This is a genomic window from uncultured Methylobacterium sp. (assembly GCF_964251405.1).
Classification (GTDB): domain Bacteria; phylum Pseudomonadota; class Alphaproteobacteria; order Rhizobiales; family Beijerinckiaceae; genus Methylobacterium.
The window spans coordinates 21384-42163 of record NZ_CAXUJR010000014.1 but is presented as its reverse complement, the minus strand read 5'-3'; the positions used below and the strand labels follow the sequence as shown (position 1 = coordinate 42163).

The 20780-nt window shown below is 65.7% G+C and carries 32 protein-coding genes and 1 pseudogene; all 33 read left to right on the top strand.

Features of this window, described 5'->3' with window-relative positions; translation table 11 throughout:
- The first annotated feature begins 235 nt into the window (after window positions 1-235).
- Window positions 236-703 carry a hypothetical protein gene (locus ACFE7U_RS04535; protein WP_375408544.1) on the top strand — a complete coding sequence of 156 codons (468 nt, stop codon included), beginning with the start codon at window positions 236-238 and terminating at the stop codon, window positions 701-703.
- A 12-nt stretch (window positions 704-715) separates the two neighbouring features.
- Window positions 716-1126 (top strand): hypothetical protein, encoded by a 411-nt coding sequence (locus ACFE7U_RS04530; protein ID WP_375408543.1) that lies wholly within the window; start codon window positions 716-718, stop codon window positions 1124-1126.
- Window positions 1127-1199: 73 nt separating this feature from the next.
- The gene (locus ACFE7U_RS04525; RefSeq protein WP_375408542.1) at window positions 1200-1472 is read left to right on the top strand and encodes a DUF2312 domain-containing protein; all 273 of its coding nucleotides are present in this window, start codon (window positions 1200-1202) and stop codon (window positions 1470-1472) included.
- 5 nt (window positions 1473-1477) lie between these two features.
- A complete protein-coding gene (locus ACFE7U_RS04520) occupies window positions 1478-2233 on the top strand; it encodes a DNA-methyltransferase (protein ID WP_375408541.1) in 756 nt (251 codons plus the stop codon).
- A gap of 4 nt (window positions 2234-2237) precedes the next feature.
- On the top strand, window positions 2238-2663 hold the full coding sequence (locus ACFE7U_RS04515; protein ID WP_375408540.1) for an HNH endonuclease: 426 nt from the start codon (window positions 2238-2240) through the stop codon (window positions 2661-2663).
- Window positions 2660-2848, top strand: a pseudogene (locus ACFE7U_RS04510) (helix-turn-helix domain-containing protein); the annotation flags it as partial. The gene ACFE7U_RS04515 and the pseudogene ACFE7U_RS04510, both read left to right, overlap by 4 nt.
- A 604-nt stretch (window positions 2849-3452) precedes the next feature.
- Window positions 3453-4199 carry a hypothetical protein gene (locus ACFE7U_RS04505; protein ID WP_375408562.1) on the top strand — a complete coding sequence of 249 codons (747 nt, stop codon included), beginning with the start codon at window positions 3453-3455 and terminating at the stop codon, window positions 4197-4199.
- Window positions 4200-4296: 97 nt separating this feature from the next.
- Window positions 4297-4488: a hypothetical protein gene (locus ACFE7U_RS04500; RefSeq protein WP_375408539.1), complete on the top strand. Its 192-nt coding sequence runs from the start codon at window positions 4297-4299 to the stop codon at window positions 4486-4488.
- A gap of 626 nt (window positions 4489-5114) precedes the next feature.
- Entirely contained in the window at window positions 5115-5795 is a 681-nt protein-coding gene (locus ACFE7U_RS04495) for a hypothetical protein (protein ID WP_375408538.1), read from the top strand.
- Between the two features lie 81 nt (window positions 5796-5876).
- Entirely contained in the window at window positions 5877-6209 is a 333-nt protein-coding gene (locus ACFE7U_RS04490; RefSeq protein WP_375408537.1) for a PadR family transcriptional regulator, read from the top strand.
- The gene (locus ACFE7U_RS04485; protein WP_375408536.1) at window positions 6206-6709 is read left to right on the top strand and encodes a hypothetical protein; all 504 of its coding nucleotides are present in this window, start codon (window positions 6206-6208) and stop codon (window positions 6707-6709) included. Before ACFE7U_RS04490 ends, ACFE7U_RS04485 begins: the two co-directional genes overlap by 4 nt.
- A 107-nt stretch (window positions 6710-6816) precedes the next feature.
- Entirely contained in the window at window positions 6817-7083 is a 267-nt protein-coding gene (locus ACFE7U_RS04480) for a hypothetical protein (protein ID WP_375408535.1), read from the top strand.
- Window positions 7084-7246: 163 nt separating this feature from the next.
- Complete coding sequence (locus ACFE7U_RS04475) at window positions 7247-8044, top strand: recombinase family protein (RefSeq protein ID WP_375408534.1); 798 nt, start codon at window positions 7247-7249, stop codon at window positions 8042-8044.
- 175 nt (window positions 8045-8219) lie between these two features.
- A complete protein-coding gene (locus ACFE7U_RS04470; RefSeq protein ID WP_375408533.1) occupies window positions 8220-8402 on the top strand; it encodes a hypothetical protein in 183 nt (60 codons plus the stop codon).
- Window positions 8402-8746 carry a hypothetical protein gene (locus ACFE7U_RS04465; protein WP_375408532.1) on the top strand — a complete coding sequence of 115 codons (345 nt, stop codon included), beginning with the start codon at window positions 8402-8404 and terminating at the stop codon, window positions 8744-8746. Before ACFE7U_RS04470 ends, ACFE7U_RS04465 begins: the two co-directional genes overlap by 1 nt.
- Before the next feature lies 1 nt (window position 8747).
- Window positions 8748-8873 (top strand): hypothetical protein, encoded by a 126-nt coding sequence (locus ACFE7U_RS04460; RefSeq protein ID WP_375408531.1) that lies wholly within the window; start codon window positions 8748-8750, stop codon window positions 8871-8873.
- Complete coding sequence (locus ACFE7U_RS04455) at window positions 8873-9049, top strand: hypothetical protein (protein ID WP_375408530.1); 177 nt, start codon at window positions 8873-8875, stop codon at window positions 9047-9049. Before ACFE7U_RS04460 ends, ACFE7U_RS04455 begins: the two co-directional genes overlap by 1 nt.
- Window positions 9049-9321, top strand: a complete 273-nt coding sequence (locus ACFE7U_RS04450; protein WP_375408529.1) for a hypothetical protein — start codon at window positions 9049-9051, stop codon at window positions 9319-9321. The genes ACFE7U_RS04455 and ACFE7U_RS04450 overlap by 1 nt, the downstream gene beginning before the upstream one ends.
- Window positions 9321-9461 carry a hypothetical protein gene (locus ACFE7U_RS04445; protein WP_375408528.1) on the top strand — a complete coding sequence of 47 codons (141 nt, stop codon included), beginning with the start codon at window positions 9321-9323 and terminating at the stop codon, window positions 9459-9461. Before ACFE7U_RS04450 ends, ACFE7U_RS04445 begins: the two co-directional genes overlap by 1 nt.
- A complete protein-coding gene (locus ACFE7U_RS04440; RefSeq protein WP_375408527.1) occupies window positions 9458-9670 on the top strand; it encodes a hypothetical protein in 213 nt (70 codons plus the stop codon). Before ACFE7U_RS04445 ends, ACFE7U_RS04440 begins: the two co-directional genes overlap by 4 nt.
- 3 nt (window positions 9671-9673) lie before the next feature.
- Window positions 9674-10441: a terminase small subunit gene (locus ACFE7U_RS04435; protein ID WP_375408526.1), complete on the top strand. Its 768-nt coding sequence runs from the start codon at window positions 9674-9676 to the stop codon at window positions 10439-10441.
- A 7-nt stretch (window positions 10442-10448) separates the two neighbouring features.
- On the top strand, window positions 10449-10766 hold the full coding sequence (locus tag ACFE7U_RS04430; protein WP_375408525.1) for a hypothetical protein: 318 nt from the start codon (window positions 10449-10451) through the stop codon (window positions 10764-10766).
- A gap of 3 nt (window positions 10767-10769) precedes the next feature.
- The gene (locus ACFE7U_RS04425; protein WP_375408524.1) at window positions 10770-11147 is read left to right on the top strand and encodes an Ig domain-containing protein; all 378 of its coding nucleotides are present in this window, start codon (window positions 10770-10772) and stop codon (window positions 11145-11147) included.
- A gap of 3 nt (window positions 11148-11150) precedes the next feature.
- A complete protein-coding gene (locus ACFE7U_RS04420; protein WP_375408523.1) occupies window positions 11151-13424 on the top strand; it encodes a hypothetical protein in 2274 nt (757 codons plus the stop codon).
- Window positions 13425-13486: 62 nt separating this feature from the next.
- On the top strand, window positions 13487-13726 hold the full coding sequence (locus ACFE7U_RS04415) for a hypothetical protein (RefSeq protein WP_375408522.1): 240 nt from the start codon (window positions 13487-13489) through the stop codon (window positions 13724-13726).
- 10 nt (window positions 13727-13736) lie between these two features.
- Window positions 13737-14873, top strand: a complete 1137-nt coding sequence (locus ACFE7U_RS04410; RefSeq protein WP_375408521.1) for a hypothetical protein — start codon at window positions 13737-13739, stop codon at window positions 14871-14873.
- A 345-nt stretch (window positions 14874-15218) separates the two neighbouring features.
- A complete protein-coding gene (locus ACFE7U_RS04405) occupies window positions 15219-16724 on the top strand; it encodes a terminase (RefSeq protein ID WP_375408520.1) in 1506 nt (501 codons plus the stop codon).
- A 1-nt stretch (window position 16725) separates the two neighbouring features.
- Window positions 16726-16998 (top strand): hypothetical protein, encoded by a 273-nt coding sequence (locus tag ACFE7U_RS04400; protein ID WP_375408519.1) that lies wholly within the window; start codon window positions 16726-16728, stop codon window positions 16996-16998.
- Window positions 16998-17270, top strand: coding sequence for a hypothetical protein (locus ACFE7U_RS04395; protein WP_375408518.1), 273 nt, complete (start codon window positions 16998-17000; stop codon window positions 17268-17270). Before ACFE7U_RS04400 ends, ACFE7U_RS04395 begins: the two co-directional genes overlap by 1 nt.
- Before the next feature lie 5 nt (window positions 17271-17275).
- A complete protein-coding gene (locus tag ACFE7U_RS04390) occupies window positions 17276-18976 on the top strand; it encodes a portal protein (RefSeq protein ID WP_375408517.1) in 1701 nt (566 codons plus the stop codon).
- 3 nt (window positions 18977-18979) lie between these two features.
- Window positions 18980-19201, top strand: a complete 222-nt coding sequence (locus tag ACFE7U_RS04385; protein ID WP_375408516.1) for a hypothetical protein — start codon at window positions 18980-18982, stop codon at window positions 19199-19201.
- A complete protein-coding gene (locus ACFE7U_RS04380; protein WP_375408515.1) occupies window positions 19198-19497 on the top strand; it encodes a hypothetical protein in 300 nt (99 codons plus the stop codon). Before ACFE7U_RS04385 ends, ACFE7U_RS04380 begins: the two co-directional genes overlap by 4 nt.
- On the top strand, window positions 19494-20507 hold the full coding sequence (locus ACFE7U_RS04375; RefSeq protein ID WP_375408514.1) for a hypothetical protein: 1014 nt from the start codon (window positions 19494-19496) through the stop codon (window positions 20505-20507). The genes ACFE7U_RS04380 and ACFE7U_RS04375 overlap by 4 nt, the downstream gene beginning before the upstream one ends.
- Window positions 20508-20780: the final 273 nt, after the last annotated feature.

Sequence of the window (20780 nt, the reverse complement as noted above, 5' to 3'; positions counted from 1 at the left end):
ACGAGCGCCGCGTAATGCGGCCCTCACGAGATTGCGCCTCTCGAGGCGCTCACCAGGCGGCAGGCGGATGGCGTCCGCCGGTTGCAGCCCACCTTGGGCGTTTCCTCCCAATGACTGGCCGGGGCTTCACCGCCTCGGCCATTTTTGGCCCGCCTCATCTCACCTCCCGCGCCGCACCACCCCGTCGCTCTGAGCACGGGACGCTGGTCGTTCGCGAACAATGTCGAGCCGCCCCATGAAGCTGGTCACGATCCAGGAAGCGAACAGCCGTGTGCTCGGGCTCGTCGAGCGGCTGGTCGCAGAGCGGTTCAAGGAAACCGGCTCGCGCATCACGGCCGCGGAGGACATCGCGGCGGCCGTCGGCAAGTCCGCGTCCTGGCTGCGGAAGCTCCGCTCCGGCTCGGCCGGCGCCGTCGTCACCCTCGCCGACGCGATGAACGTGGCCACCGCCTACGACCGTCTTTGCTCCCGCATCGAGGCCGCCGCTGAAACCGAGAAGGCGCGCGCGGCCGCCCTGCGGAGAAACACCGATGCGGCTGTGTCGAGCGCTCTGGACCTGGTGGACGGAAAGGCGCGTGCGCCGGGCCGTTCAGAAGGCCTCCGCTTCCGCAAAGCCGCCAAGCCCGCCGTCGCGCCCCGTCCGCGTCGTGCCGCGCGTGAAGCTGCCCAACACCTGAATTGCCCGGCGCTGGGCCGGGTCTGACCCCGAGGCACCATGACCAAGAAACCCGAACGCCTGATCCGCGCCCTGGTGCAGGAGGCTACGTTTACGGACCGCGCCGCGCGCGAGTTCATCGACGACCTCGATGCCCGCTATCTCAAGCCCTCCGCCGCCAGCGACGACGTTCCCGCATCCTCTGCCCTGCAGGAGGTCGAGCTTCTCCGCGCGGACATGGGCCAGCAGCTCACCACCCTGCGCGAGGACAATGCTCGCCTGACCGAGCAACTCGACACCACCCTCAAGGCCCTGACTGATCTCGTCGACCGGGTCGCCGCCCTCGAGGACGCGCCTGACCTGACGCCGGCGCCGGCCGCATCAGAACCGACCGCTGACGCATCAGAACCGGCGCCGGCCGCACCGAAGCCGGCTTCGCGCGCATCGAAGAAGCCCAAGCCCACCGCATAGCGCAAAAAAACACCCGGCCCCCGTTCGCAGCAGGGGCCGGGCTTCTTTGTTCAGTCTCAAGGTCTCAAGTATCATGGAAACCACAAGTTCCAACGACGCGCAACAACACGCGTCCTCCGTTGCTGCCGATCAACTGAAATCTTTCATCGAGCGCATTGAACGGCTCGAAGAAGAGAAGGCCGGGTTAGCCGGCGATATTAAGGACGTCTATGCCGAGGCCAAGGGAACAGGCTTCGACATCAAGGCGCTGCGCAAGATCGTGTCGCTGCGGAAGAAGGATCACGCCGAGCGCCAAGAAGAGGAGGCGATCCTCGAGCTGTACCTCCAAGCCCTCGGGATGGAGTAGCGGCCATGTCAGTCCGCATCATCACCGGTGATTGCCGGAACATCGTTCCTGCCCTTGAGCCGTTCGACTGCATCCTTACCGATCCGCCGTATGGCGAGACGTCCTGCAAGTGGGACCGTCGTGTCGCGGGTTGGCCCGCCCTCGTGCGTCCGCTGCTAAAGTCGACCGGCTCAATGTGGGTTTTCGGCTCGCTGCGCTTCTTCATGGAGACGGCGAGCGAGTTCCTCGATGCGGGCTGGCGCCTATCTCAAGATGTGATTTGGGAGAAGCAGAACGGGTCCGGCTTCATGGCCGATCGGTTCCGTCGGGTGCATGAGCAGGCCGTCCTGTTCTACCGAGACGATGCGCCCTGGTCGGGCGTCTACAAGCTGCCTCAGGTCACAAACGACGCGAAAGCCCGCCGCGTGCGTCGGCAGGTGGGGCCCGCCCACACAGGCATCATCGGAGCGAACGTCTTCGAGAGCGAGGAAGGCGGGCCGCGCCTCATGCGCTCGGTGATGTACGTACGAAACGGCCATCGCCAGGGCACCGGCCACGCGACACCGAAGCCCGAAGAGCTGCTCGAGCCTCTGCTTCGCTACTCCTGCCCGCCAGGCGGGAGGGTCCTGGACCCGTTCGGTGGCTCTGGCTCCACCGGCCTTGTCGCCGATCGGCTCGGCCTGGACTGCACACTCATCGAGGCTGACCCGGCAACGTCAGCCCTCGCTGCAGACCGCCTCGCGCGTGTCGGCGGCATGTTCGCCACCATGGCTGCGGAGTAGCGCGATGGGAAAATCTCATCGCCTACTCTCCCTGCTTGTCTCATGCCCGAAGTGCCGTGTGCCAGTCGGTGTCGCCTGTTGCGGTAAACGCGGCGCACGCAAGGCGCCACACCGCGAGCGCATGTATGCCGCCCCGGCGCACGCACCAGCCGCCCCTCCCCGGGAAGCGCCGGGCAGCTTCTACAGGTCAGACGCGTGGCGGACGCTTCGGTATCAAGCTCTCCGCCGTAGCAGCGGCGCCTGCGAATGCTGCGGCACCGGCCCATCCCCCGGGCGCCCGCTGCACGTCGACCACATCAAGTCGCGGTCGCGATTCCCGAACCTGGCGCTCGACCTCAGCAACCTTCAGGTGCTTTGCGCCGACTGCAACTTGGGCAAGGGCGCGGTCGATCAGACCGACTGGCGTCCCGTCGAAGGACGCTTGCAATGAGTGTCCAAGCGCACGCCTGGGCCAAGACGGTCCGTACTGGCTCCCCGACCCTGAAGGCGGTCCTAGTCGCGATCGCGGACTATGCCGACGCCCATGGCGTCGCTTGGCCGTCTCAGGAGCAGATCGCGGCTGACACAGAGTTTTCACTCCGCGCGGTTCGCAATGCTGTCGCCGGGCTGGAGGAACTCGGCATCCTCGTTCGCGAGGAGCGCCGGCGGCGGGATGGTTCACGGCAGAGTGACATCCTCACCCTGTTGATGGGGAAAGGTAGCAACCGGCACGACGTGCCGCATGACCAACCGGCACCACGTTCCGATCAACCGGCACGTCGTTCCGACCAAGCGGCACCTCACGACAGCCAAGCGGCACGACGTGCCGGGCTCACTTCGTTTGAACCGTCAGAGAACCACCAGAGGAACCGTCAATCCTCCGAAGAGACCTGCGCGTGGCCTGTCGATTTTCGGGAGCAGTTCCGATCGGCCTACCCGCATTGGGTCAAGGGCCCGGTGGTCTTCGCCGAGTTGGACCGGCTGCACCGCGAAGGCGACACGCCGTTCGAGGACATCCTCGCTGGGATCGCCCGGTACGTCGCCAGCAAGCCACCCGATCGAAACTGGATAGGGCCTGACCGCTTCCTTGCCGATCGCCGGTTCGAGGATCGCCCTGCCCCGGTCGCCCCGCGCCTCGTCCGATCCGACGGCGCTTCCTACCAGCCCGCCCCCACCGGCCAGGCCGCCCGCCTGGCAACCCTGCATCGCCTGAGAGCCGAGAGAGCCGAGGAGGCCGCCCGTGCAGCCGACCAAGACGACACCCGCGACTTCCTCATCATCGACGGCGACCTTGCCGGCGAACCGGATGACGCCCGAGGCGGCGGCGGCGTTGGTGGAGACCTTGCACGCCAAGCTCTCGCCGATCGACGGAGCCTGGAACCGCTACAGCGTACCTTCGCATCTCGCACCGACGACGCTCGAGCGCAGGCAGCTCTGCGCCGTCGTCGACCGGCTTGAGCGGGACCTCGCCGACATCGGCGACCCGACCGAGCGCGAGTATGAAGTCGCGACCCTCCTCCTCGGCTACGAGAAGAGCAAAGGCTCCGAGCTCAACGCGGGACTGTTGAACGAGCAGTTCCTCGAGGCGGTCGAGGATCAGCCCCTCGCGGCAATCCGCGCGGCCTGCAAGCGCATCCGGCAGGGTAAGCCTCTGACCAAGATCGAGCGCGGATGGCGCCCGTCTCCGGACAGCTTCGCGGAAGAGGTCCGCGAAGGTCTGATCCCGGTGCGCGCGAGGATGGTGCGTGCTCGCCGGATCCTCGACGTCGAGGTCGACGCCCCACCGACCGAGGAGGAGCTCGCGAGGGTCGCAGCCAGAGCGGAGGCCTACCGGCTGCGCAGGATGCCCACGCAAGACCATCCGGGGCTGGTTGTGCCGGACCTCGCTCCACCTCGCCCGGCCGACCTGGTGGCGCCGCTCCGCGACCTGCAGGTCTCCCCGGGCCTCATGGCCCGTCTCGACGAAAGGAAGGACCGCCACGCATGAGCACGCTACAAATGGTGACGCTTGCCACCGTCTGCCTCTCGTTCGGCGCCTGCTTCGGCGCGTTCATAGCCCTCCTCTTTGCCGGAGGACGGCGCTGATGGCGGCCCGGCCTAAGCTCACCGGAATGGTCACTCATGCGCCCCCGCCGCCGCCGAAGTTCCGCCCGCGCCGCTGCGCCATCTGCGCTGCTTCTGCCCCGTTCGGTTTCCGCGATTTCCTCGGCAAGCCCGAGCTTGCAGTGTTCGCCTGCAGGGAGCACCGCGACCAGGTCGCGGCGGCCGTCGCCTAACGGTGTGATGCACGTTCGCCTCGAGGGGCCGGACCCACCAGAGAACTACCCTCCCGACCGGGTCCGCCTGTGGCTTCTGGCGGCCTGGATGGGCCACGCCGAAGCCGACAACCAGGCGGGTCCGAAACCCGGCGACGTTCGCGTTCAGCGCTGGCCTGAAACCTACGTGGCCGACTGGACGATGAAAGCGCAGCTCAAGGCTTACCTCAATGCTCAAGCCGGCCGGGAGCCGAGTTTCAGGCAAGCCTGCAGTGCCCACGGATGGCACAGAGAGAAGGCTATGCGCGGTGTTGAAATGGCGCTGCAGCTCATCTCCATTGGGCTAACCAGTCGCAGATAGTCGCGCAGGTATAGGGTTTGCACATTATTCGATTGACTTCCGTCCCAGGCGCGCCGGACGCCTAAGCTTCAGGGCGGACATCGAGACCGACCCACGCATGAGGGCTACCCTAGTGAGCGCGTCGGCAAAGCAGTCGGTCGTTTCTGCGAACCTCCCGAGCATCTCCGCGCAACGGAAGCGCAAGGCCAGCCCATCCCGCCAGCGCGACACGCGCGGCGATCGGTATTCGCTGACGAACGCCTATCAGCCCGGCGCCGGTCTCGCCCGCGGCCCGCAGTCGTTCGGCATGGGATCGCCCGTCGGTCAGCCGAAATCGCAGGTCGTTGTGGTCCGCAACGACAAGGCCACCGTGGCGGTGGCGGATCCCTACGAGCCCGGCAAGCGCATCCAGGCGACGGTGAACCGGCGCGTCGACCTGCTCGAGTATGAGCGCTCGCACGGCAACATCACGGTCAGCCAGTACGAGGTCGGCCGCCAGGTGCAGGCGACGTTCGAGCGAGCCGCCGGCGCCAGGAACACGCGCGATCGTGCCGCCATCGACGAGACCATCGTCGACCGGTCCAAGCGCACCGAGCTCAAGGACCTGGCCGCGGTCCGCGCGATCGATAGCGCCCGCGAAGTGCAGGAGCTCATGGTCAAGATCGAGCGCGCCATCGGCGGCGTCCCGGCTCACTTCCTCCGCGAGCTGCTCACCCGCGGCGGCACGATCAAGGACTACGTGCGCAGCAAGGACATGCTGGCCAGCGATCGCAAGGTGACGGAGACAGCCATTCGGTTTCGCTACCTCCTCGAGGCCCTCGACGACACCTTCGCGGCCACCGGCGCCGTCGTGCGGGACCAGGAGGGCAACACCCTGATCCGCACCGAGCTCGGCGAGGCCACCGGCGAAGAGACCGACGAGAAGGGACGCCTCGTCCCGGCCGGCAAGGGGCACCGTTGGGGACGGGTCCAGGGCGAGGAAGTCTGACGCACCGAATACGGGTGCGAGGCCTTGTAGCCCTGCAACCAATCTCATATGTTCGTGTTTGTTGAAGATATGAGGTAACGCATGGCGAAAGACCCAGACGAACTCAGCGTGCTCGAGCAGCGGATAATGCTCGCTCTCACTCGTCTGCATCCAAGCGGCTACGGCGTTTCGGTGCAAGATGAGATTTTGAACCGAACGGGAAAGTCTGTCTCATTCGGTTCAATTTATTCTTCCATCGATAGGCTCGAAGACAAAGGCTTCGTCGAGCCTCGCGAGGGAGAACCAAGTCCTGAGCGGGGAGGTAGGCGTAAGGTCTATTTCACCGTCACAGGCTTGGGGCAGCGCGCCTTGCAATCATCCATGTTGGCAACCGATAGCCTTCGTGAGGGGATTAGCTGGGGAGTACTGGCATGAGTAACCTGAAGGCTTCCTCCGAAGAGCTGGCGAGATTAGTAGTAGAGTCGAGGGTTAAGCTTAATCTATTGATGGAAGAAAGAGCGCATCTCACAGAGACAAGGAACGAACTTCAGGCGCGTTACAATGCTAATCCTTTGCCAGAGTTGGCAAATAAAGTAGCCGAGATGGAAGCGACCTATGTTGATCTCATGGCAAAAGCCGATCAAATCGCTGCCGAGCAGAAAGACAGGGAGGCTGGCGCAATTCAGTTGCTGTCAACTGGAAGGCCGCATTTGGTCGCTGAGATGCTTACCAGATTGGTTTCAAAACCTAAGTTAGCGGACAGAATTATCGATGACAGGAATGAAGCCTTCGCGCGAAATTTAATAAAATATGGATCATTCAGGGCGCACGCTTATTACTGGACTGACACTGTCAGATCACTCTGGCCAGCGGGGAAGACGTTGATAGGCTGGCTTATTGCTGGCGAATTCCTCAAAAAGTGGTCTGGTTCTTGACCCGACGGGCGTTCCCCGTCACAACACCAACGTCCGAGAGACGCGCCCGCAGCCGCAAGGCCTGCGGGCGTTGTCGTTTCTAGATCCTCTCACATCGCCGGCTGCACATGACCGCTCACGAGATCGCCCACGCGATCGAGGATGAGGCGCGGGCGTTCAGCCGCGCGCCCTTCACCGATACCGCCTCGTACCTCGAGGCGAAGGACCTGCACTGCAGGCGCATCATCAACCTGTCCATGTCGATCGTGCGCGAGCTCGGCACGCCGCCCCGCCTCTCGCTCGGCACCGGCCGCCGGCAGTTCGGGGAGACCCGCTTCGATGTCCGCATCCGCGATCGGGTCCGCGACCAGCGCCGTACGGCCAACGCCGCATAGGGTCTGAAACCCTCCAAAACGTCGCCTTGTCGGAATTACCAAGACTATTCCACCAGGCCCGCGGAATCACTCTGAAAAGCTCAATAACTACAGGGGCTTATCGGTGATTTCAGGCTCTAAACGTACCTCCCGCATCAGGGGTCGAATAAAATCCCAAGAGGCCGTGAAGGCGGTCCTCTCCACTAAGGCGGTGGCCTACCTCCGGGTCTCCACCGACGAGCAAGCCAGCAACGGTTTCGGCCTCGAAACGCAGGAGCGCGCCCTCCGCGCCTTCGCCGAAAGCCAGTCTTACGACCTGGTCGAGATCATCACCGACGGCGGCGTCTCCGGCGCCACCCGACCAGCGGAACGACCAGGCTTCGCCAAGGTCCTCGAGCTCGCCGAGCTCAAGGCCTTCTCCATCCTGCTCGTCTACAAGTTCGACCGCCTCGCCCGCGAAATCCGGTACGCCGTGACCACGGTCGCCGACCTCGCCGAGCAACACGACATCGGGATCCGCAGCGTCACCGAACCGATCGATACCGCTACTCCCATGGGTCGGACGGTCTTCGCGATCCTCGCCGGCATGGCGGAAAGCGAGCGGTTCACGATCCGAGACCGGACCGCCGGCGGCAAGCTCTCCAAGGCCGGCCGCGGTGGCTTCGCCGGCGGACGCGCTCCGTTCGGATACGAGACCGACCTCGAGGGCGGCCTCCGGATCATCCCGGAGGAAGCGGCGATCGTCCGCCGGATCTTCAAGGAACGCGGACCGGCCGCCCGGCCGAAGCGCACGCTCCGAGACATCGCCGCCGGCCTCAACGCCGACGGGATCCGGTCCCCGACCGGCAAGGCCTGGCGCCATGACGGCGTTGGGTACGTCCTCGATAATCCCAAGTATCGCGGGCTCGTCGAATACCTCTTCACCTGGACCGGGACGGAACAGCACGTCCTGCAGCCAGGCACCCACGCCGCGATCATCTGATGTCCGGCCGCGAGCACACCGCGGCCGACGCAGCTCGAGCCCTTCGCGACATTCAGTTCTGCCCCGCGGCTTCGGCCTACGGCGATTGGCTCCGACGCCGAGCCGCCGGCCAACCCACGGTCCCACCCCGCCCCGCTCCGGCGGGGTTTTTTTTGGCCCAAGCGAAAGCCTCAGCATGAACGCCTTCTCCGCCGCCCTGCGCCTGCAGGAGGATCGCAACGCCTTGCTCGCATCCCGGCAAAGGGAGGTCCTGGTCGCCCTCTATCAGGGCAGGCCGGCGCCGAAGTTCGCGAAGCTGCGCCGCCTCTCGACCGAGAGCGCGACCCGTCGCGTGCTCGGCCTCAAGGGCCACCGCTGATGAGCGCCGAGACGACGTGCCCAACGTGCGGGTTCGAGCTCTCGGCCGAGTGCGAGTTCCTCGGATGCCCGACCCATACGCGAGCCGTTGGCCTCTCCGCCGCCCCGAACATCTCGCGGCCCCTCACGCCCATCGAGGCGCTGCAGCGGTACGTGAACGGCGTCGATGCGCGGACCTTCAAAGGTGACTGCCGGCCGACCCTCACCGAGTGGGCCGTCGTCGTCGAGATGGTCCTCAAGCTCGAGAGCTCGGCCGTGAACGTCGCCGGCTCCGATGGCGGTCCGCTCCCGGTACCGGCTCCGGTCGTGGCCGCCGGCAACGTCATCCCGTTCCGGAGGCGCTGACATGCAGGAGCTCATCACCATCCACCGCGACGAGGATCGCGGCCGGGTCGTCGGCGTCGACATCAACCTCGGAGGCGTCTTCGCCTTCGTCGCGCTCCTGGTCGTCGTCGCGTGGGCGTTCCGCTGATGCCCCGCCTCTGCGCCCTCCTGGTGCTCGCCGGCGTCGCCGTCGCAGCGCTGTCCTGCCGCCCTCGCGACCCCATGGCAGCGAGCCTCCTGACCAACCCGTTCCTGTCGGACCGGTACCGGCGAGAGCTGGAAGAGCGCGCCTGGGGCTACCCGATCGCGCTCACCGTGCACTGATGCGTCAGCTCGCGTTCCGCCTGGTCTGCCTGGTCGTCTGGTGCGGCTTCCTCGCAGCTTGGGGGACCGAGCTCGCACGCGCTGCACCGCCGGCGTTCGGCGTCGAGCTCCACGCCTGCCGCGCGGGCAAGTGCCATGACCGGATCCTGACCAAGGGTCCGCAGCAATTCGTCTGCGAAAGCCAAGTCCGCGTGTTCGAGCGCCTCACGGTCCCGAAAGGCTGGACGGTCTCGTTCCGCTGCGTGTCGATCCCTGGGATGCCGGAGGCCTGATGTTCAGCCAGTTCCACGAAGGCTTCGCCGGTACCGCCGACCCAACGCCGCCCCCGATCATCGAGCCCTGGCGCGTCGCCGCGCTCTTCCTCTCGGTGAGCTCGATCATCTGGTTCGTGCACAGCGTGGTGCACTCGTGATCCAACTCATCGCCGTCATCCTGGTCTGCGCCTCCGCGACCAGCCCCGCCGACTGCACGCGCGAGACCGCGCTCGATGTCGTCACCCGTCCAGTCGCGCTCCCGACCGAGTGCATGGTCGCCGGGCAGCTCGTCGGCGCCGAGGCCCTCGATGTTCGCCGCGAGGACCGGCGGTATCTCATGGTTCGCTGCGAGCGTCGGAAGAGCTGATCCGTGCTGACCGATAAGCAGGCGTCGTTCGTCCAGGAGTACCTGGTCGATATGAACGCCTCGGCCGCGGCTCGCCGCGCCGGATATAGCGCCGACACGGCTGGATCGATCGGCCACGAGAACCTGACGAAACCTGAAATCGTGGACGCGATCGCCGTGGCGCAGGCCGCTCGAGCTGACCGCGTCCAGATCACCGCCGACCAGGTCCTCCGCGAGCTCGTCGACATCGCTCAGACGGACGCAAATGAGCTGATCGAGCACCGCGTCGGATCCTGCCGGTTCTGTCATGGCGACGGCTTCCGGTACCAGCGCACGCCCCGCGAGTTCGAGGAGGCGCTCGCCGACCACGACGCGGTCTGTGACGCCATCATCGAGAAGGGGCGGGATGATCCCCTCCCCGTCTTCAACGAGAAGGGCGGCGTCGGCTTCAACCCGCGCAAGGCTCCGCATCCAGACTGCCCCGAGTGCTTCGGTGAAGGCGTCGGCCGGGCCGTGTTCAAGGACACTGGCAAGGCCAGCGCTGCAGCTCGTCGGCTCTATGCAGGCGTGAAGCTGACCAAGGACGGCATGGAGATGAAGCTCCATCCGAAGATGGACGCCGTCGAGAAGCTCTTCCGTCACCTCGGCATGGCCGCACCGACCAAGGCCGAAATCACCGGCAAGGACGGCGGCGCCATCAAGACCGCGGACGTCACCGACGCCGAGCTCGCCCGTCGCATCGCTTTCACCCTCCGCCGATCGACGATCGCCGGCTCCAAGCCCAAGGACTGACACCATGATGACGCTCGAGGCCTTCACGCCGCGCCCCAAGGCGACGGTGCAAATCTCTGCGACCACGACCTCGGCCAACGTCGCCTTCCCCACCACGATCGGCGACCAGGTGCTCGTGAGCGCCGGCGCCTCCGACGTCCGCATCGAGTTCGGCAAGGACAGCTCTGTCGTTGCGACCAAGGTCGCCGACGGCGCGCCCTTCTCAATGCAGGTTAAGGCCGGCTCCTCGCAGATCTTCGGCGTGCCAGCCAATACCGCCTACGTCGCCGCCGTGACTGATGCTGGCGCTTCACTCGTCGAGTTCACGCCAGGCATCGGCCTCTAAGCCATGACCCTCCGCGTAGGCATCGGCCGAGGACCTCGGTCGACACGCGGCGGTCCTCTCGCTCTGAGCGGGCTTCCGCCGACAGCGTTCGTCGGCGAGGCGTTCGCCTACCAGGTGGCCATTCGCGGCGGTAAGGCGCCCTACAGCGTCGCCGCCTCGAACCTCCCGGCCTGGCTCACTGCCAACACGGCAGGCCTCGCCACAGGCACCCCGCCAGCCGTGGCAATCGCGTCCGTCACCTTCACCGTGACCGACAGCCTCGGCGCTACCGCCACCCTCACCGTCCCCTTCTCGTCCGTGTCGCGCGCTTCTGCGCTCCTCGGCGAGGCGGGCTCCTACCTGCTGCTCGAGAGCGGCGGAAAACTCCTGCTGGAGAGCTAAGCCGTGCCCGATCGTAAAATCTCAGTCCTCGATGCCCCCGGAACACTCACCGGCAACGAGAAGCTCCCAGGCGTCCAGGGCGGGGCCAACGTCTCCCTCTCCCTGTCGCAGGTCCGAGATTACATCCTCGCCGGCGTCCCGGTCCTGGCAGATCTGCCAAGCACCAACCCCGGCGTTGTCGGCAAGTTCTGGAACAACAACGGCGTGCTCAGCATCAGCAGCGGTGGCGCCCCAACTGTTGGCCCGATTACCTACGGAGCAGAATACGTCCCGACGCAAAACCTGGCTGACGCCGGGCAGTTCTTCACCGGGCGCGGGATGGTCGTGGGCGGCACCGACACGCTGACGGCGCCGGCGTCAGTCAATCCGGCCGGGCCGGCATATGGCATTTATTCGCTGATCCTGCCGTCGAAGGTCTTTTTCCTCGACTTCGATGTCGAGTGCGTCACGCCAGGCGCTTTCAACGCCGTCTTTAACGGCTCCGGGACTGAGATCGCGGTGGCTGTTTCAGGCATGATCGCCGGGCAGAAGCGCCACTATCAGATTGCGTTCGATCACCGGGCCGGCGGTCCGGAGCACGTCTGGGGCTTCACGTTCCCCGGCACGGCCGGATCGTACAAGCCGACGAACATCAAGTTCCGTGAGTACGTCAGCGGCGCTCTGCCGGCATTCAATACGGCTGTCGTCACCAACGACACGCCTCCCGCGGCGGTCACACCACCGACGAGTTGGGCGGCTGAGTTCGTGGCGCCGGGCGGTCCGGCCAATTACACGGCGGTTCCGGCCAACGCGACCAACCCGTTCAACATCGGCGTGTTCAGTGCCTACTCCGGCGGGCGCACGGCGGCGTTCAACACATGGTTCGGCCGTCAGGTCGACGAGGGCGAAATCCACATCGGGCGCGGCGCATGGTCGGAGCTAGAGAGCGGCTCTGGCGATCAGCTATTCAATCAGCTCCAAGCGTCAGACGCTAAGACCATCACGTTTTGCCCGCCGCTGTTCCCGGTCGGATCGAACTTCGCCGAAGTGACCGGCGGCACGCACGACAACGAGATCCGGGCCGGCGTCCGCAACATGCTCAACTCGGTCCGTCCCTCGGGCGGCAAGTGGCCGTCAGCCCGTGCGATCATCCGCATTGGTCAGGAGATGAATATTCCCGGCTATCAGCCGTGGCGCATCACCAACGACAGCACGGGAGAGATCGACGAGACGAAGGCCAAGGCGTCGGCTGCGGCTCGCCGTCATTGGGCCAAGCTGGTTCGCCAGGTCGAGACAGAGCTAGGGTTGGCGAACGGCTTCACGCTATTTGACCTGTGCATGTCGTTCCGCTGCAAGGTCAATCACGCTGACTGGTGGTATCCGGGCGACCAGTTCACGGACATTATCTCAGTCGATACTTACCAGAACTCGGAGTACGGCGACCCAGCTACCGGTCCGGAGAGCTTCGTCTATCACCGTGACGATCCGCGCGGCGGCTGGGCGTGGTGCGCCGACTTCGCCAACAATGCCTCCTCGCGTCCGCCGATCACGTATGTCGACGCGGGTGGGGTCACTCGCACGGACACTCCGTCCGGCAAGCTGCTGTGGGGCATCCCTGAGCTTGGTCTGAAAGCAGAAGCCGACAGCGCCGCGTTTGCCGGTCCGTACCTTACCGGCCTCCGCAACTTCATAGTCGCGAATGGCGGAGCCTTCATCCGCTATTGGGATGATCCGGGCGATTACTCCTCGCAGATCTCCAACGGTGCGCTGCCGAACATCGGGGCGGCGTTCAAGGCCGCGTTCAACCGGGCCACGGCAGGCGCGCCCGCCTACGTCTCGAAGTACACAGGGCCGACTGTTCCGGCCTACGTGCCCCCGGCTGGCGGTACGAACCTCCTGGTTGCGCCTAGCGATTTCAACAACGCCGCTTGGTACACAGAAAATGGCGCCTCTAAGCCTGCCGCTAACCGGATGGCGTTTTCCGCAGGGCAGGTCGGCGAGTTTGGTCAGAAGGCCGATGCCGGTTTCGGCGCTCAAGGTGCAAGCGTAACCTACACGTCAACGCTTACGCTGAAGTTGATCTCTGGAACGCCCGGACCTCTTGAGATTTTCTGGTTCGATAACTTCGGCGACAACCAACAGCCTCTTGGCACGGAGGCTGTACAAGTTGGTCAGTCGATTACTGTAACGAAAACCTACAATTCTTCAGGGTCCGGCGGCGGTCGCAACTGGAGCATCCGCAACACCGGGCAACAGCCGTGCGTATGGGAGCACACGGTCGCTCCCTCGGTCACGTAGCCAAAGCCCTCGCCCCCCCTTCCTCACCCCACCCCAGCACCAACCAACCGGAGCACACCATCATGGCTGACCAGGTCGTCTACACGCACGCCCGCACTCTCACCGCCGGCGCCGCCCTCGTCGCACCAGGCCAGGCCGTCGGCGTCGCGCCGACCGCGACCGGCACCGTCACGCTCCTGTTCTCCGATGGCACCGAGTATCCCGTCGCCGCGACGGCTGGCATCCATGGCCAGTTCGACGGCCTCGCGATCGCCGGCGTGAAGTCTGGCGGCGCGGCCGCCGTCGTCACCATCCTGAGCTGAGGCGAGCGCCATGACGGGCTTTCACACACCCTTCGACGGCGCCGGTGGCGGCTCATCGGGCGCATTAGTGCCTTACCCTGGACAGGGCGCCACGCGCAGTTTTCCGCCCGACTATTTCTATAACGTCAACAAGCAGCAGAACTCTCGCATCCTTCGCTACGCGAGAACGGACATAATCAACCCCGTTCTGAGATATGCGAATTACTATATTGACGGACCCCGTATGGGCTCGACCTTCGCTAAAATCGCATCCGGCGCCGCGGCGGCTATCGATTGCGGCATTGAGTTTCCGCTTGGGACATACACGCAAGGCACGTTCGGCGGGGTCGTCGGGGGAACGATCGCGAACGGCGGCGAACTGTCCTCCGACCCCATCACGATCACGATCCCCAAGGGATCGATTTTTGTTGAACGCAACAACTTCCAATGCGCGGCTGGTATCATCATCACCGAAAACGGCGGTTATGCTGCTTTGGGGGACAAGTGGGAAGGCGCGGTTTCTGGTCTCGCAAATAAGGTGATGGGCGGCACTATCTCTAACGCCAGCTTTGTTTATGCGGCAATTAGCATCACGTCGCAGATCGATCAGCCGTCTTGGATGCCGTTGGGCGACAGTCTAACGCGGGGCCTCGTAGACACAATTGACCCGCCGGGCGACAAGGGGTTTCTAGCTCGCCTGATTGGGCCTTCCGCTGGGTATATTCTTGCAGCCGAGGAGGGATTGCAGGCCGCGCATGTCGTTGCCAATAACGACTATCTCATCAGCTTGGCGTCTTCGGTTTCTCATGTCCCCGTTGCGCTTGGCACTAATGATATTTTGATCGGCGGCAAAACAGCGGCGCAAATCATCACTAGCCTTGCCGCCATTTATAATCTCTTCCCAACAAAGAAGGTCCTAGGATGCACGATCATCCCATCGCCTGTTTTTACTGCGCCTCAACATGTCATACGACAGACAGTGAATGACTTTATCCGCAGTCGCACACACTTCGAATTAGCCGATCCGGTTGAGACTGATCGCAACTCGAACACCGCGAAAACCGGCATGTTCAATGCGGACAACATTCACTTGAACCAAACAGGTTTTAAGACGGTGGCGGCATACCCGCCGAACGTGGCGCTTCTCAATCGCCTCATGGCCGGGTGACGAGTTGATCCGCCTCGCCCTCGCCTGCCTCATCGCCATGGCGTGCCTATCGCCGGCCTCGGCCTGTCCTCGCCGCCTCTTCTGCGTGTCCGTCGCCATCGAGGGGATCCCGTCCCTCGTCTGCGCTCGGCCCGCCAAGCGACGCCCTTGACCCGACGGGCCTTCCTCGGCGAATAGTCAGGCTCTCCGGGTCGGTAGGCTTCGAACCCCTGCACGGCAATCGGAGTGAAGGGGCGGTCCTTATGTGGCCGCCTCTTCTCGTTTGGAGACCACCCTCACCGCATGTCGCTCCTCGACGAGCTCCTATCCAGCCTCGGCGCTTTGCCGGACGCTGATCGGGAAGCCGTGACCGCTGACGCCCTCGAGGCGACCAGGTCGCTCCTGATGGTCCCGAACCCGGGCCCTCAGACCGAGGCCTACTTCTGCGAGGCGGACGAGCTCTATTACGGCGGCCAGGCCGGCGGCGGTAAGTCGGGCCTCCTCCTCGGCCTGGCGCTCAACGAGCACACCGACAGCCTCATCCTCCGGCGCGTGAACGACGACGCCAAGGAGCTCGCCAAGGAAGCGCAGGAGTTCGCCGGCGACCACGCGGCCGGCTACAACGGGACGGACAAGATCCTCAAGCTCGACACGGGCGCGCAGGTCCGGTTCGGCGGATGCCAGTTCGAGCAAGACAAGGAGCGCTACAAGGGCAGGGCCAAGGATTTCTACGGCTTCGACGAGATCCCGGATTTCACGAAGTCGCAATACAAGTTCATCACCACCTGGAACCGCTCGAGTAAGCCAGGCCAGCGATGCCGCGTAGTCTGCGCAGGCAACCCGCCGACCACGCCAGAGGGCCTATGGGTCCTCGAGTATTGGGGCGCCTGGCTCGATAAGAACCATCCGAAGTACCCGACGCCGTTCGGGGCGCTGCGCTGGTACACGAGCGACGAGAAGGGCGAGGAGGTCGAGGTCGAGGGCCGCGGGCCGCACATGATCGGCGGCCGCGAGACCTACGCCAGGTCGCGGACCTTCATTCAGGCCAAGCTCTCCGACAACCCGTTCCTGTCAGGGACGAACTACCAGGCCTCGCTGGACGCGCTCCCCGCCGAGCTGCGGGCGGCCTACCGCGACGGAAACTTCCAGGCCGAAATCCGCGACGACGCGATGCAACTGATCCCCACGGATTGGATCATCGCAGCACAGGACCGGTGGAACGAGGACGGCCGCCGCGGCCTCGCGATGACGGCCCTCGCGGTCGATCCCGCCGGCGGTGGCGCCGATGCGCAGGAGATGGCCGCCCGCTACGGCGGATGGGTCTCCGAGTTCAAGACGGTCAAGGGCAAGGAGACGGCCGACGGATCCGCGATGGCCGGCCAGGTCGTCGCCTTCCGCCGTGATGCCTGCCCCGTCATCGTCGACGGCGGTGGCGGCTACGGCGGCGCGATCACGATGCGCCTCAAGGACAACGACATCGAGGCCATCGCCTTCAAGGGCGGTGACGGCACCATCGAGGTCACGAACGACGCCGCGAAGCTCAAGTTCGCGAACAAGCGCGCGATGGCTCACTGGCGACTGCGAGAGGCCCTCAACCCCGACCAGGAGGGCGGCTCCATCGTCGCCCTGCCTCCCGGCAACGAGATCAAGGCCGACCTCGCCGCGGTGCGCTGGAAGCTCACGCAGAAGGGGATCCTGATGCAGAGCAAGGACGAGATCCGTGAACGCATCGGCCGATCGCCCGGCAAGGGCGACGTCGTCGTGATGCTATTCTCGGAGGGCGATCGCGCTGCAAAGCGCGCCAAGGCCAGGCGCGGAAGCGGCCGGCAATCAACTGCCAACATGGGCCACCAGGCCGTAAGGAGACGATGACATGGGCGGACTATTCGGCGGCGGTAAGAACCCGCCCCCTCCCCAAGTGAAGCCACCGGCGCCGATGCCTGACGACCAGGATCCCGCGGTCCTCGCCGCCAAGCGTCGCCAGATGTCGGACATCGCCGCTCGCGGCGGCCGCGCCTCGACCATCATGTCGGGACCGCAGGGCGCCACCCTCGGCGGCGGCACGATCGGCGCCGGCAACGCCATGTCGGGCAGCATCAACGTGCAGTCGGACGATTACGCCAACAAGACCTTGGGCGGCCAGTAATGACCTGGCTCGACCAAGTCGTCGCGAACACATACGGGATCGCGGCTCACCGCGGTCACGTCATCGACAACCTGACCGTCGGTCACTGGCGCGACGACCTGACGAACACGTTCACGCTCCGCGCCGCGTGGGACGGGCCCAAGGGCCGCGTCGTGCGTGAGCTCGGGCCGTTCGACCACCACAAGGTCAGCTACATGGAAGCGGCGGAGAGCATTTACGGCCTCTTCCCCGAGCCCGTGGTCGACCCCACCACCGACGGACCACGGATCTAACCACCATGAAAACTCGCGTCCGCGAGCTTGTCGGACAGGGCGATGCCCTGTTCGCCGAGCGTAGCCCTCTGCTGTCCTTGTGGCAGGAGATCGGCGACAACTTCCACCCCATCAGGGCGGAGTTCACGCGGACGCGCACACCAGGCGAGGAGTTCGCCGCGCACCTGATGACCGGCGCGCCCGTGCTCGCTCACCGCGAGCTCACCGACCAGTTCGCCGCCATGCTGCGCCCGCGCGGGAAGAAGTGGTTCAGCGCCACCGTCGAGCGCGAGGAGATCGCCAACAACACCGCGGCGAAGGCCTGGATGGAGGCCAAGTGCAACACGATGCGGCGCATCATGTACGACCGCACCGCCATGTTCACCCGCGCCACCAAGGAGGCGGATGGCGACTTCGCCGCCTTCGGTCAGGCCGCCATCACGGTCGAGGTCAACGGCGATCGCAACGGGCTCCTCTACCGGACCTGGCACCTTCGCGACGTCGTCTGGTGCGAGAACGCGCTCGGTCAGATCGACACCGTGCATCTGCGCTGGAAGCTGCCGGCGCGCTCGGTGATGAAGCTGTTCCCCAAGACCCATGACCCGAAGCTGGCCGAGCTCTGCCAGAAGAACCCGAACCAGCTCATCGAAATTCGGCGGATCATCATCCCGGCGGATGAGTACGACTTCACGAACACGGAGGCCGCCCGCAAGGCCGCGCGCTTCCCGTTCCTCTCGATCTACGTGGACACGGTTCACGACACGATCCTCGAGGAGACGCCGCTCAAGCGCTCGCCCTTCATCATCCCGCGCTGGGCCACGGTCTCGGGCTCGCAGTACGCGCACAGCCCCGCCACCGTCGTCGGCCTGGCTGACGCTCGGCTCCTGCAGCGCATCACGCTGACCCTCATCGAGGCCGGCGAGAAAGCCGTGAACCCGCCGATGATCGCCGCCGGCGACATGGTCCAAGGCGGGATCAACACCTATGCGGGCGGCCTGACGTGGGTCGACGCGGACTATGACGAACGCACCGGCGAGGCCCTCCGGGTGCTCGGCGCCGAGGGCAAGGGGCAGCTCGCGTTCGGCGTCGACATGGCCGACCGCTACGAGAACCTCATCAAGCGGGCGTTCTACCTCGACCAGCTCAACATGCCCCAGACCGAAGGGGACATGACCGCCACCGAGACCCGGGTCAGGGTCGAGGAATACATGCGCGCTGCGCTCCCGCTCTTCGAGCCGATGGAGCTCGAATACAACGGCGCCCTCGTCGAGGAGACGTGGAACCTGGCGCTCGAGAACGGCGCGTTCGGCAACCTCTCCGACATGCCCGACGAGCTCCAAGGGCAAGAGATGAAGTGGACCTTCGAAAGTCCGCTGCAGGCCGCGCAGTCCCGCGACAAGGCGGTCGCCTTCCAGGAGGCCGGACAGCTCCTCGCCATGGCCGCTCAGATCGATCCGCAGTCGGCCGTTGAAATCGACATCCGGACCGCGTTCCGTGACGCCCTCGATGGCGCGCAGATCCCGGCCAAGTGGATCGTTGCCGACGAGGTCGCGCAGAAGGTCCGCGGCCAGGCTGCGCAGGAGAAGCAGATGCAGGACGCGGCGGCGCAGATCGGCGCCGCGGCACAGACTGCCGGCATGGTTGGCGATGCGGCCTCGAGGCTGCAGGTCGCCGGCCTGGTGCCGCAAGCTGCCGGCCTGGCTGGCGTCCAGGCCGCGCCGGTCTGATCCATGACCACGACGTACCACCGCGTCACGCGCCGCCTCGATGCGGCGCAGGCCGTCGTCGTGTCCGACCCCTATGGCGGAACCGCCATAGTGCCGGACCTCACCGTGTTCGAGGACCGCAGCGAGTGGTCCGATAGCGGCCTGCTCGATGCCGACGGCACGCCGCTGATGCGCCGCACCAGGCACGCGCTCGGCTTCATCCACCACCAGGACCGCGACGCATGAGCCGCAAGCCGATCGCCCCGGCCAAAGAGCCCTGGCACCTGGTCCCGTTCGAGCCGGCCGACGTCTACGCGCTGAAGAACCTCGCGGCGGGCAACGCCTCCGAGGGGCAGCAGAAGCGCGCCCTCGACTTCATCATCCACACCGTCGCCGCGACCTATGACCTGCCGTTCCGGCCGGGCGGCGCCGAGGGGGACCGGGCGACCGCCTTCGCCTCGGGCAAGCAATTCGTCGGGCAGCAGCTCGTCCGCTTGCTCAACTTCGACGTAGCCAAACTGCCAAAGAGCGAGAGCACATGAGCACCGACACACTCGCCGGCTCCCCGCCGGCCGAAGACACCACCCCCGCCACCGCGGCCGCCCCTGAGGCGGCCGTTGTCGTTTCAGCCCCTCCGGCCGCAACGCCGCCCGCTGGCACGCCTCCGGTCGTTCCGCCGGCCGCTGATGCCGTGACACCGCCCGCGGCCGCCCCTGGCGCTCCTGTGACGCCTCCGGCCGCCGACCCGGCCAAGCCCGCAGCTGCCAGCTGGCCGGACGACTGGCGTCAGAAGATCGCCGGCGAGAACGCCGAGGAGCTGAAGAAGCTCGAGAAGTTCGACAGCCCGCTCGCCATGGCGGCCGCGCTCAAGGCCGCCGAGGAGAAGGCCGCCGGCGTGAAGCCGACGCTCCCGAAGGACGCGACCCCCGAGCAGCTCGCCGCCTTCCGCAAGGAAGCTGGCATCCCCGAGAAGCCCGAGGCCTACGAGATCAAGCCATCGAACGGCTACGTGTTCGGCGAGATCGACAAGCCCGCGCTCGACAGCTTCAAGAGCTTTGCCCACGCCAACAACTGGACCCCTGACCAGGTGCAGCAGGGCGGCGAGTGGTACGCCCAGATGCAGGAGGAGGTCGCAGGCCAGCAGGCCGAGAGCGACAGCACCTTCAAGGCCGAGAGCGAGGACAGCCTCCGCCAGGTTTGGGGCGCCGACTTCCGCCGCAACATCGGAGCCGTCCAGAACTTCCTGGCGACCGCACCCGATGGCATGGCGGACCGCCTTCTCGGTGGCCGCAGCTCCGACGGCCGCCGCCTCGGCGACGACCCGGCCTTGCTGCAGTGGCTCGCTCGCACCTCGCGAGAGATCAACCCGATGGCGACCGTGGTCCCGGCCGGCACCTCGAACCCGGTCAAGGCCGTCGACGAGGAGCTCGCCGGCATGCGGGCGATGATGGGAGACCCCCACAGCGCCTACAACAAGGGACCGCAGGCCCAGGCGATGCAGGCCCGCTATCGCGAGCTCATCACCGCCAAGACCAAGGTTGCGGCCCGGTAAACCGTGCCGGCTCGACTGTTGAGCCGACGGGCGTTCCGTGTCAGATCACTAAGGCGGGGCGAGCGCCGATAGTACGGCCGCCCCGCTTTCCGAATGGCGTCAGGTGCCGAAGCTCTTGGGTTAAGAGCCTCGCGATCGGTTGGTGGTTCGAGACCGCCCGGCCCTGACCTCGCGTCCTAGATCGCATCCCCTTTAGCCGCCCCTCGCCGGGCGGCTTTTTCGTTTCCGGCACCCGCCGGAGAACCCCGCCAAAGCGCGATCCGTAAGCCCCGC

Excerpts from the sequence above, each read along its gene's own strand:
- ACFE7U_RS04500 (WP_375408539.1), top strand. The coding sequence starts at position 4,297 with ATGGCGGCCCGGCCTAAGCTCACCGGAATGGTCACTCATGCGCCCCCG.
- ACFE7U_RS04530 (WP_375408543.1), top strand. The coding sequence starts at position 716 with ATGACCAAGAAACCCGAACGCCTGATCCGCGCCCTGGTGCAGGAGGCT.
- ACFE7U_RS04385 (WP_375408516.1), top strand. The coding sequence starts at position 18,980 with ATGACCACGACGTACCACCGCGTCACGCGCCGCCTCGATGCGGCGCAG.
- ACFE7U_RS04470 (WP_375408533.1), top strand. The coding sequence starts at position 8,220 with ATGAACGCCTTCTCCGCCGCCCTGCGCCTGCAGGAGGATCGCAACGCC.
- ACFE7U_RS04430 (WP_375408525.1), top strand. The coding sequence starts at position 10,449 with ATGACGCTCGAGGCCTTCACGCCGCGCCCCAAGGCGACGGTGCAAATC.
- ACFE7U_RS04535 (WP_375408544.1), top strand. The coding sequence starts at position 236 with ATGAAGCTGGTCACGATCCAGGAAGCGAACAGCCGTGTGCTCGGGCTC.
- ACFE7U_RS04480 (WP_375408535.1), top strand. The coding sequence starts at position 6,817 with ATGACCGCTCACGAGATCGCCCACGCGATCGAGGATGAGGCGCGGGCG.
- ACFE7U_RS04495 (WP_375408538.1), top strand. The coding sequence starts at position 5,115 with ATGGGATCGCCCGTCGGTCAGCCGAAATCGCAGGTCGTTGTGGTCCGC.
- ACFE7U_RS04400 (WP_375408519.1), top strand. The coding sequence starts at position 16,726 with ATGGGCGGACTATTCGGCGGCGGTAAGAACCCGCCCCCTCCCCAAGTG.
- ACFE7U_RS04515 (WP_375408540.1), top strand. The coding sequence starts at position 2,238 with ATGGGAAAATCTCATCGCCTACTCTCCCTGCTTGTCTCATGCCCGAAG.
- ACFE7U_RS04445 (WP_375408528.1), top strand. The coding sequence starts at position 9,321 with ATGTTCAGCCAGTTCCACGAAGGCTTCGCCGGTACCGCCGACCCAACG.
- ACFE7U_RS04380 (WP_375408515.1), top strand. The coding sequence starts at position 19,198 with ATGAGCCGCAAGCCGATCGCCCCGGCCAAAGAGCCCTGGCACCTGGTC.
- ACFE7U_RS04525 (WP_375408542.1), top strand. The coding sequence starts at position 1,200 with ATGGAAACCACAAGTTCCAACGACGCGCAACAACACGCGTCCTCCGTT.
- ACFE7U_RS04415 (WP_375408522.1), top strand. The coding sequence starts at position 13,487 with ATGGCTGACCAGGTCGTCTACACGCACGCCCGCACTCTCACCGCCGGC.
- ACFE7U_RS04465 (WP_375408532.1), top strand. The coding sequence starts at position 8,402 with ATGAGCGCCGAGACGACGTGCCCAACGTGCGGGTTCGAGCTCTCGGCC.
- ACFE7U_RS04410 (WP_375408521.1), top strand. The coding sequence starts at position 13,737 with ATGACGGGCTTTCACACACCCTTCGACGGCGCCGGTGGCGGCTCATCG.
- ACFE7U_RS04395 (WP_375408518.1), top strand. The coding sequence starts at position 16,998 with ATGACCTGGCTCGACCAAGTCGTCGCGAACACATACGGGATCGCGGCT.
- ACFE7U_RS04485 (WP_375408536.1), top strand. The coding sequence starts at position 6,206 with ATGAGTAACCTGAAGGCTTCCTCCGAAGAGCTGGCGAGATTAGTAGTA.
- ACFE7U_RS04425 (WP_375408524.1), top strand. The coding sequence starts at position 10,770 with ATGACCCTCCGCGTAGGCATCGGCCGAGGACCTCGGTCGACACGCGGC.
- ACFE7U_RS04375 (WP_375408514.1), top strand. The coding sequence starts at position 19,494 with ATGAGCACCGACACACTCGCCGGCTCCCCGCCGGCCGAAGACACCACC.
- ACFE7U_RS04455 (WP_375408530.1), top strand. The coding sequence starts at position 8,873 with ATGCCCCGCCTCTGCGCCCTCCTGGTGCTCGCCGGCGTCGCCGTCGCA.
- ACFE7U_RS04390 (WP_375408517.1), top strand. The coding sequence starts at position 17,276 with ATGAAAACTCGCGTCCGCGAGCTTGTCGGACAGGGCGATGCCCTGTTC.
- ACFE7U_RS04520 (WP_375408541.1), top strand. The coding sequence starts at position 1,478 with ATGTCAGTCCGCATCATCACCGGTGATTGCCGGAACATCGTTCCTGCC.
- ACFE7U_RS04490 (WP_375408537.1), top strand. The coding sequence starts at position 5,877 with ATGGCGAAAGACCCAGACGAACTCAGCGTGCTCGAGCAGCGGATAATG.
- ACFE7U_RS04460 (WP_375408531.1), top strand. The coding sequence starts at position 8,748 with ATGCAGGAGCTCATCACCATCCACCGCGACGAGGATCGCGGCCGGGTC.
- ACFE7U_RS04450 (WP_375408529.1), top strand. The coding sequence starts at position 9,049 with ATGCGTCAGCTCGCGTTCCGCCTGGTCTGCCTGGTCGTCTGGTGCGGC.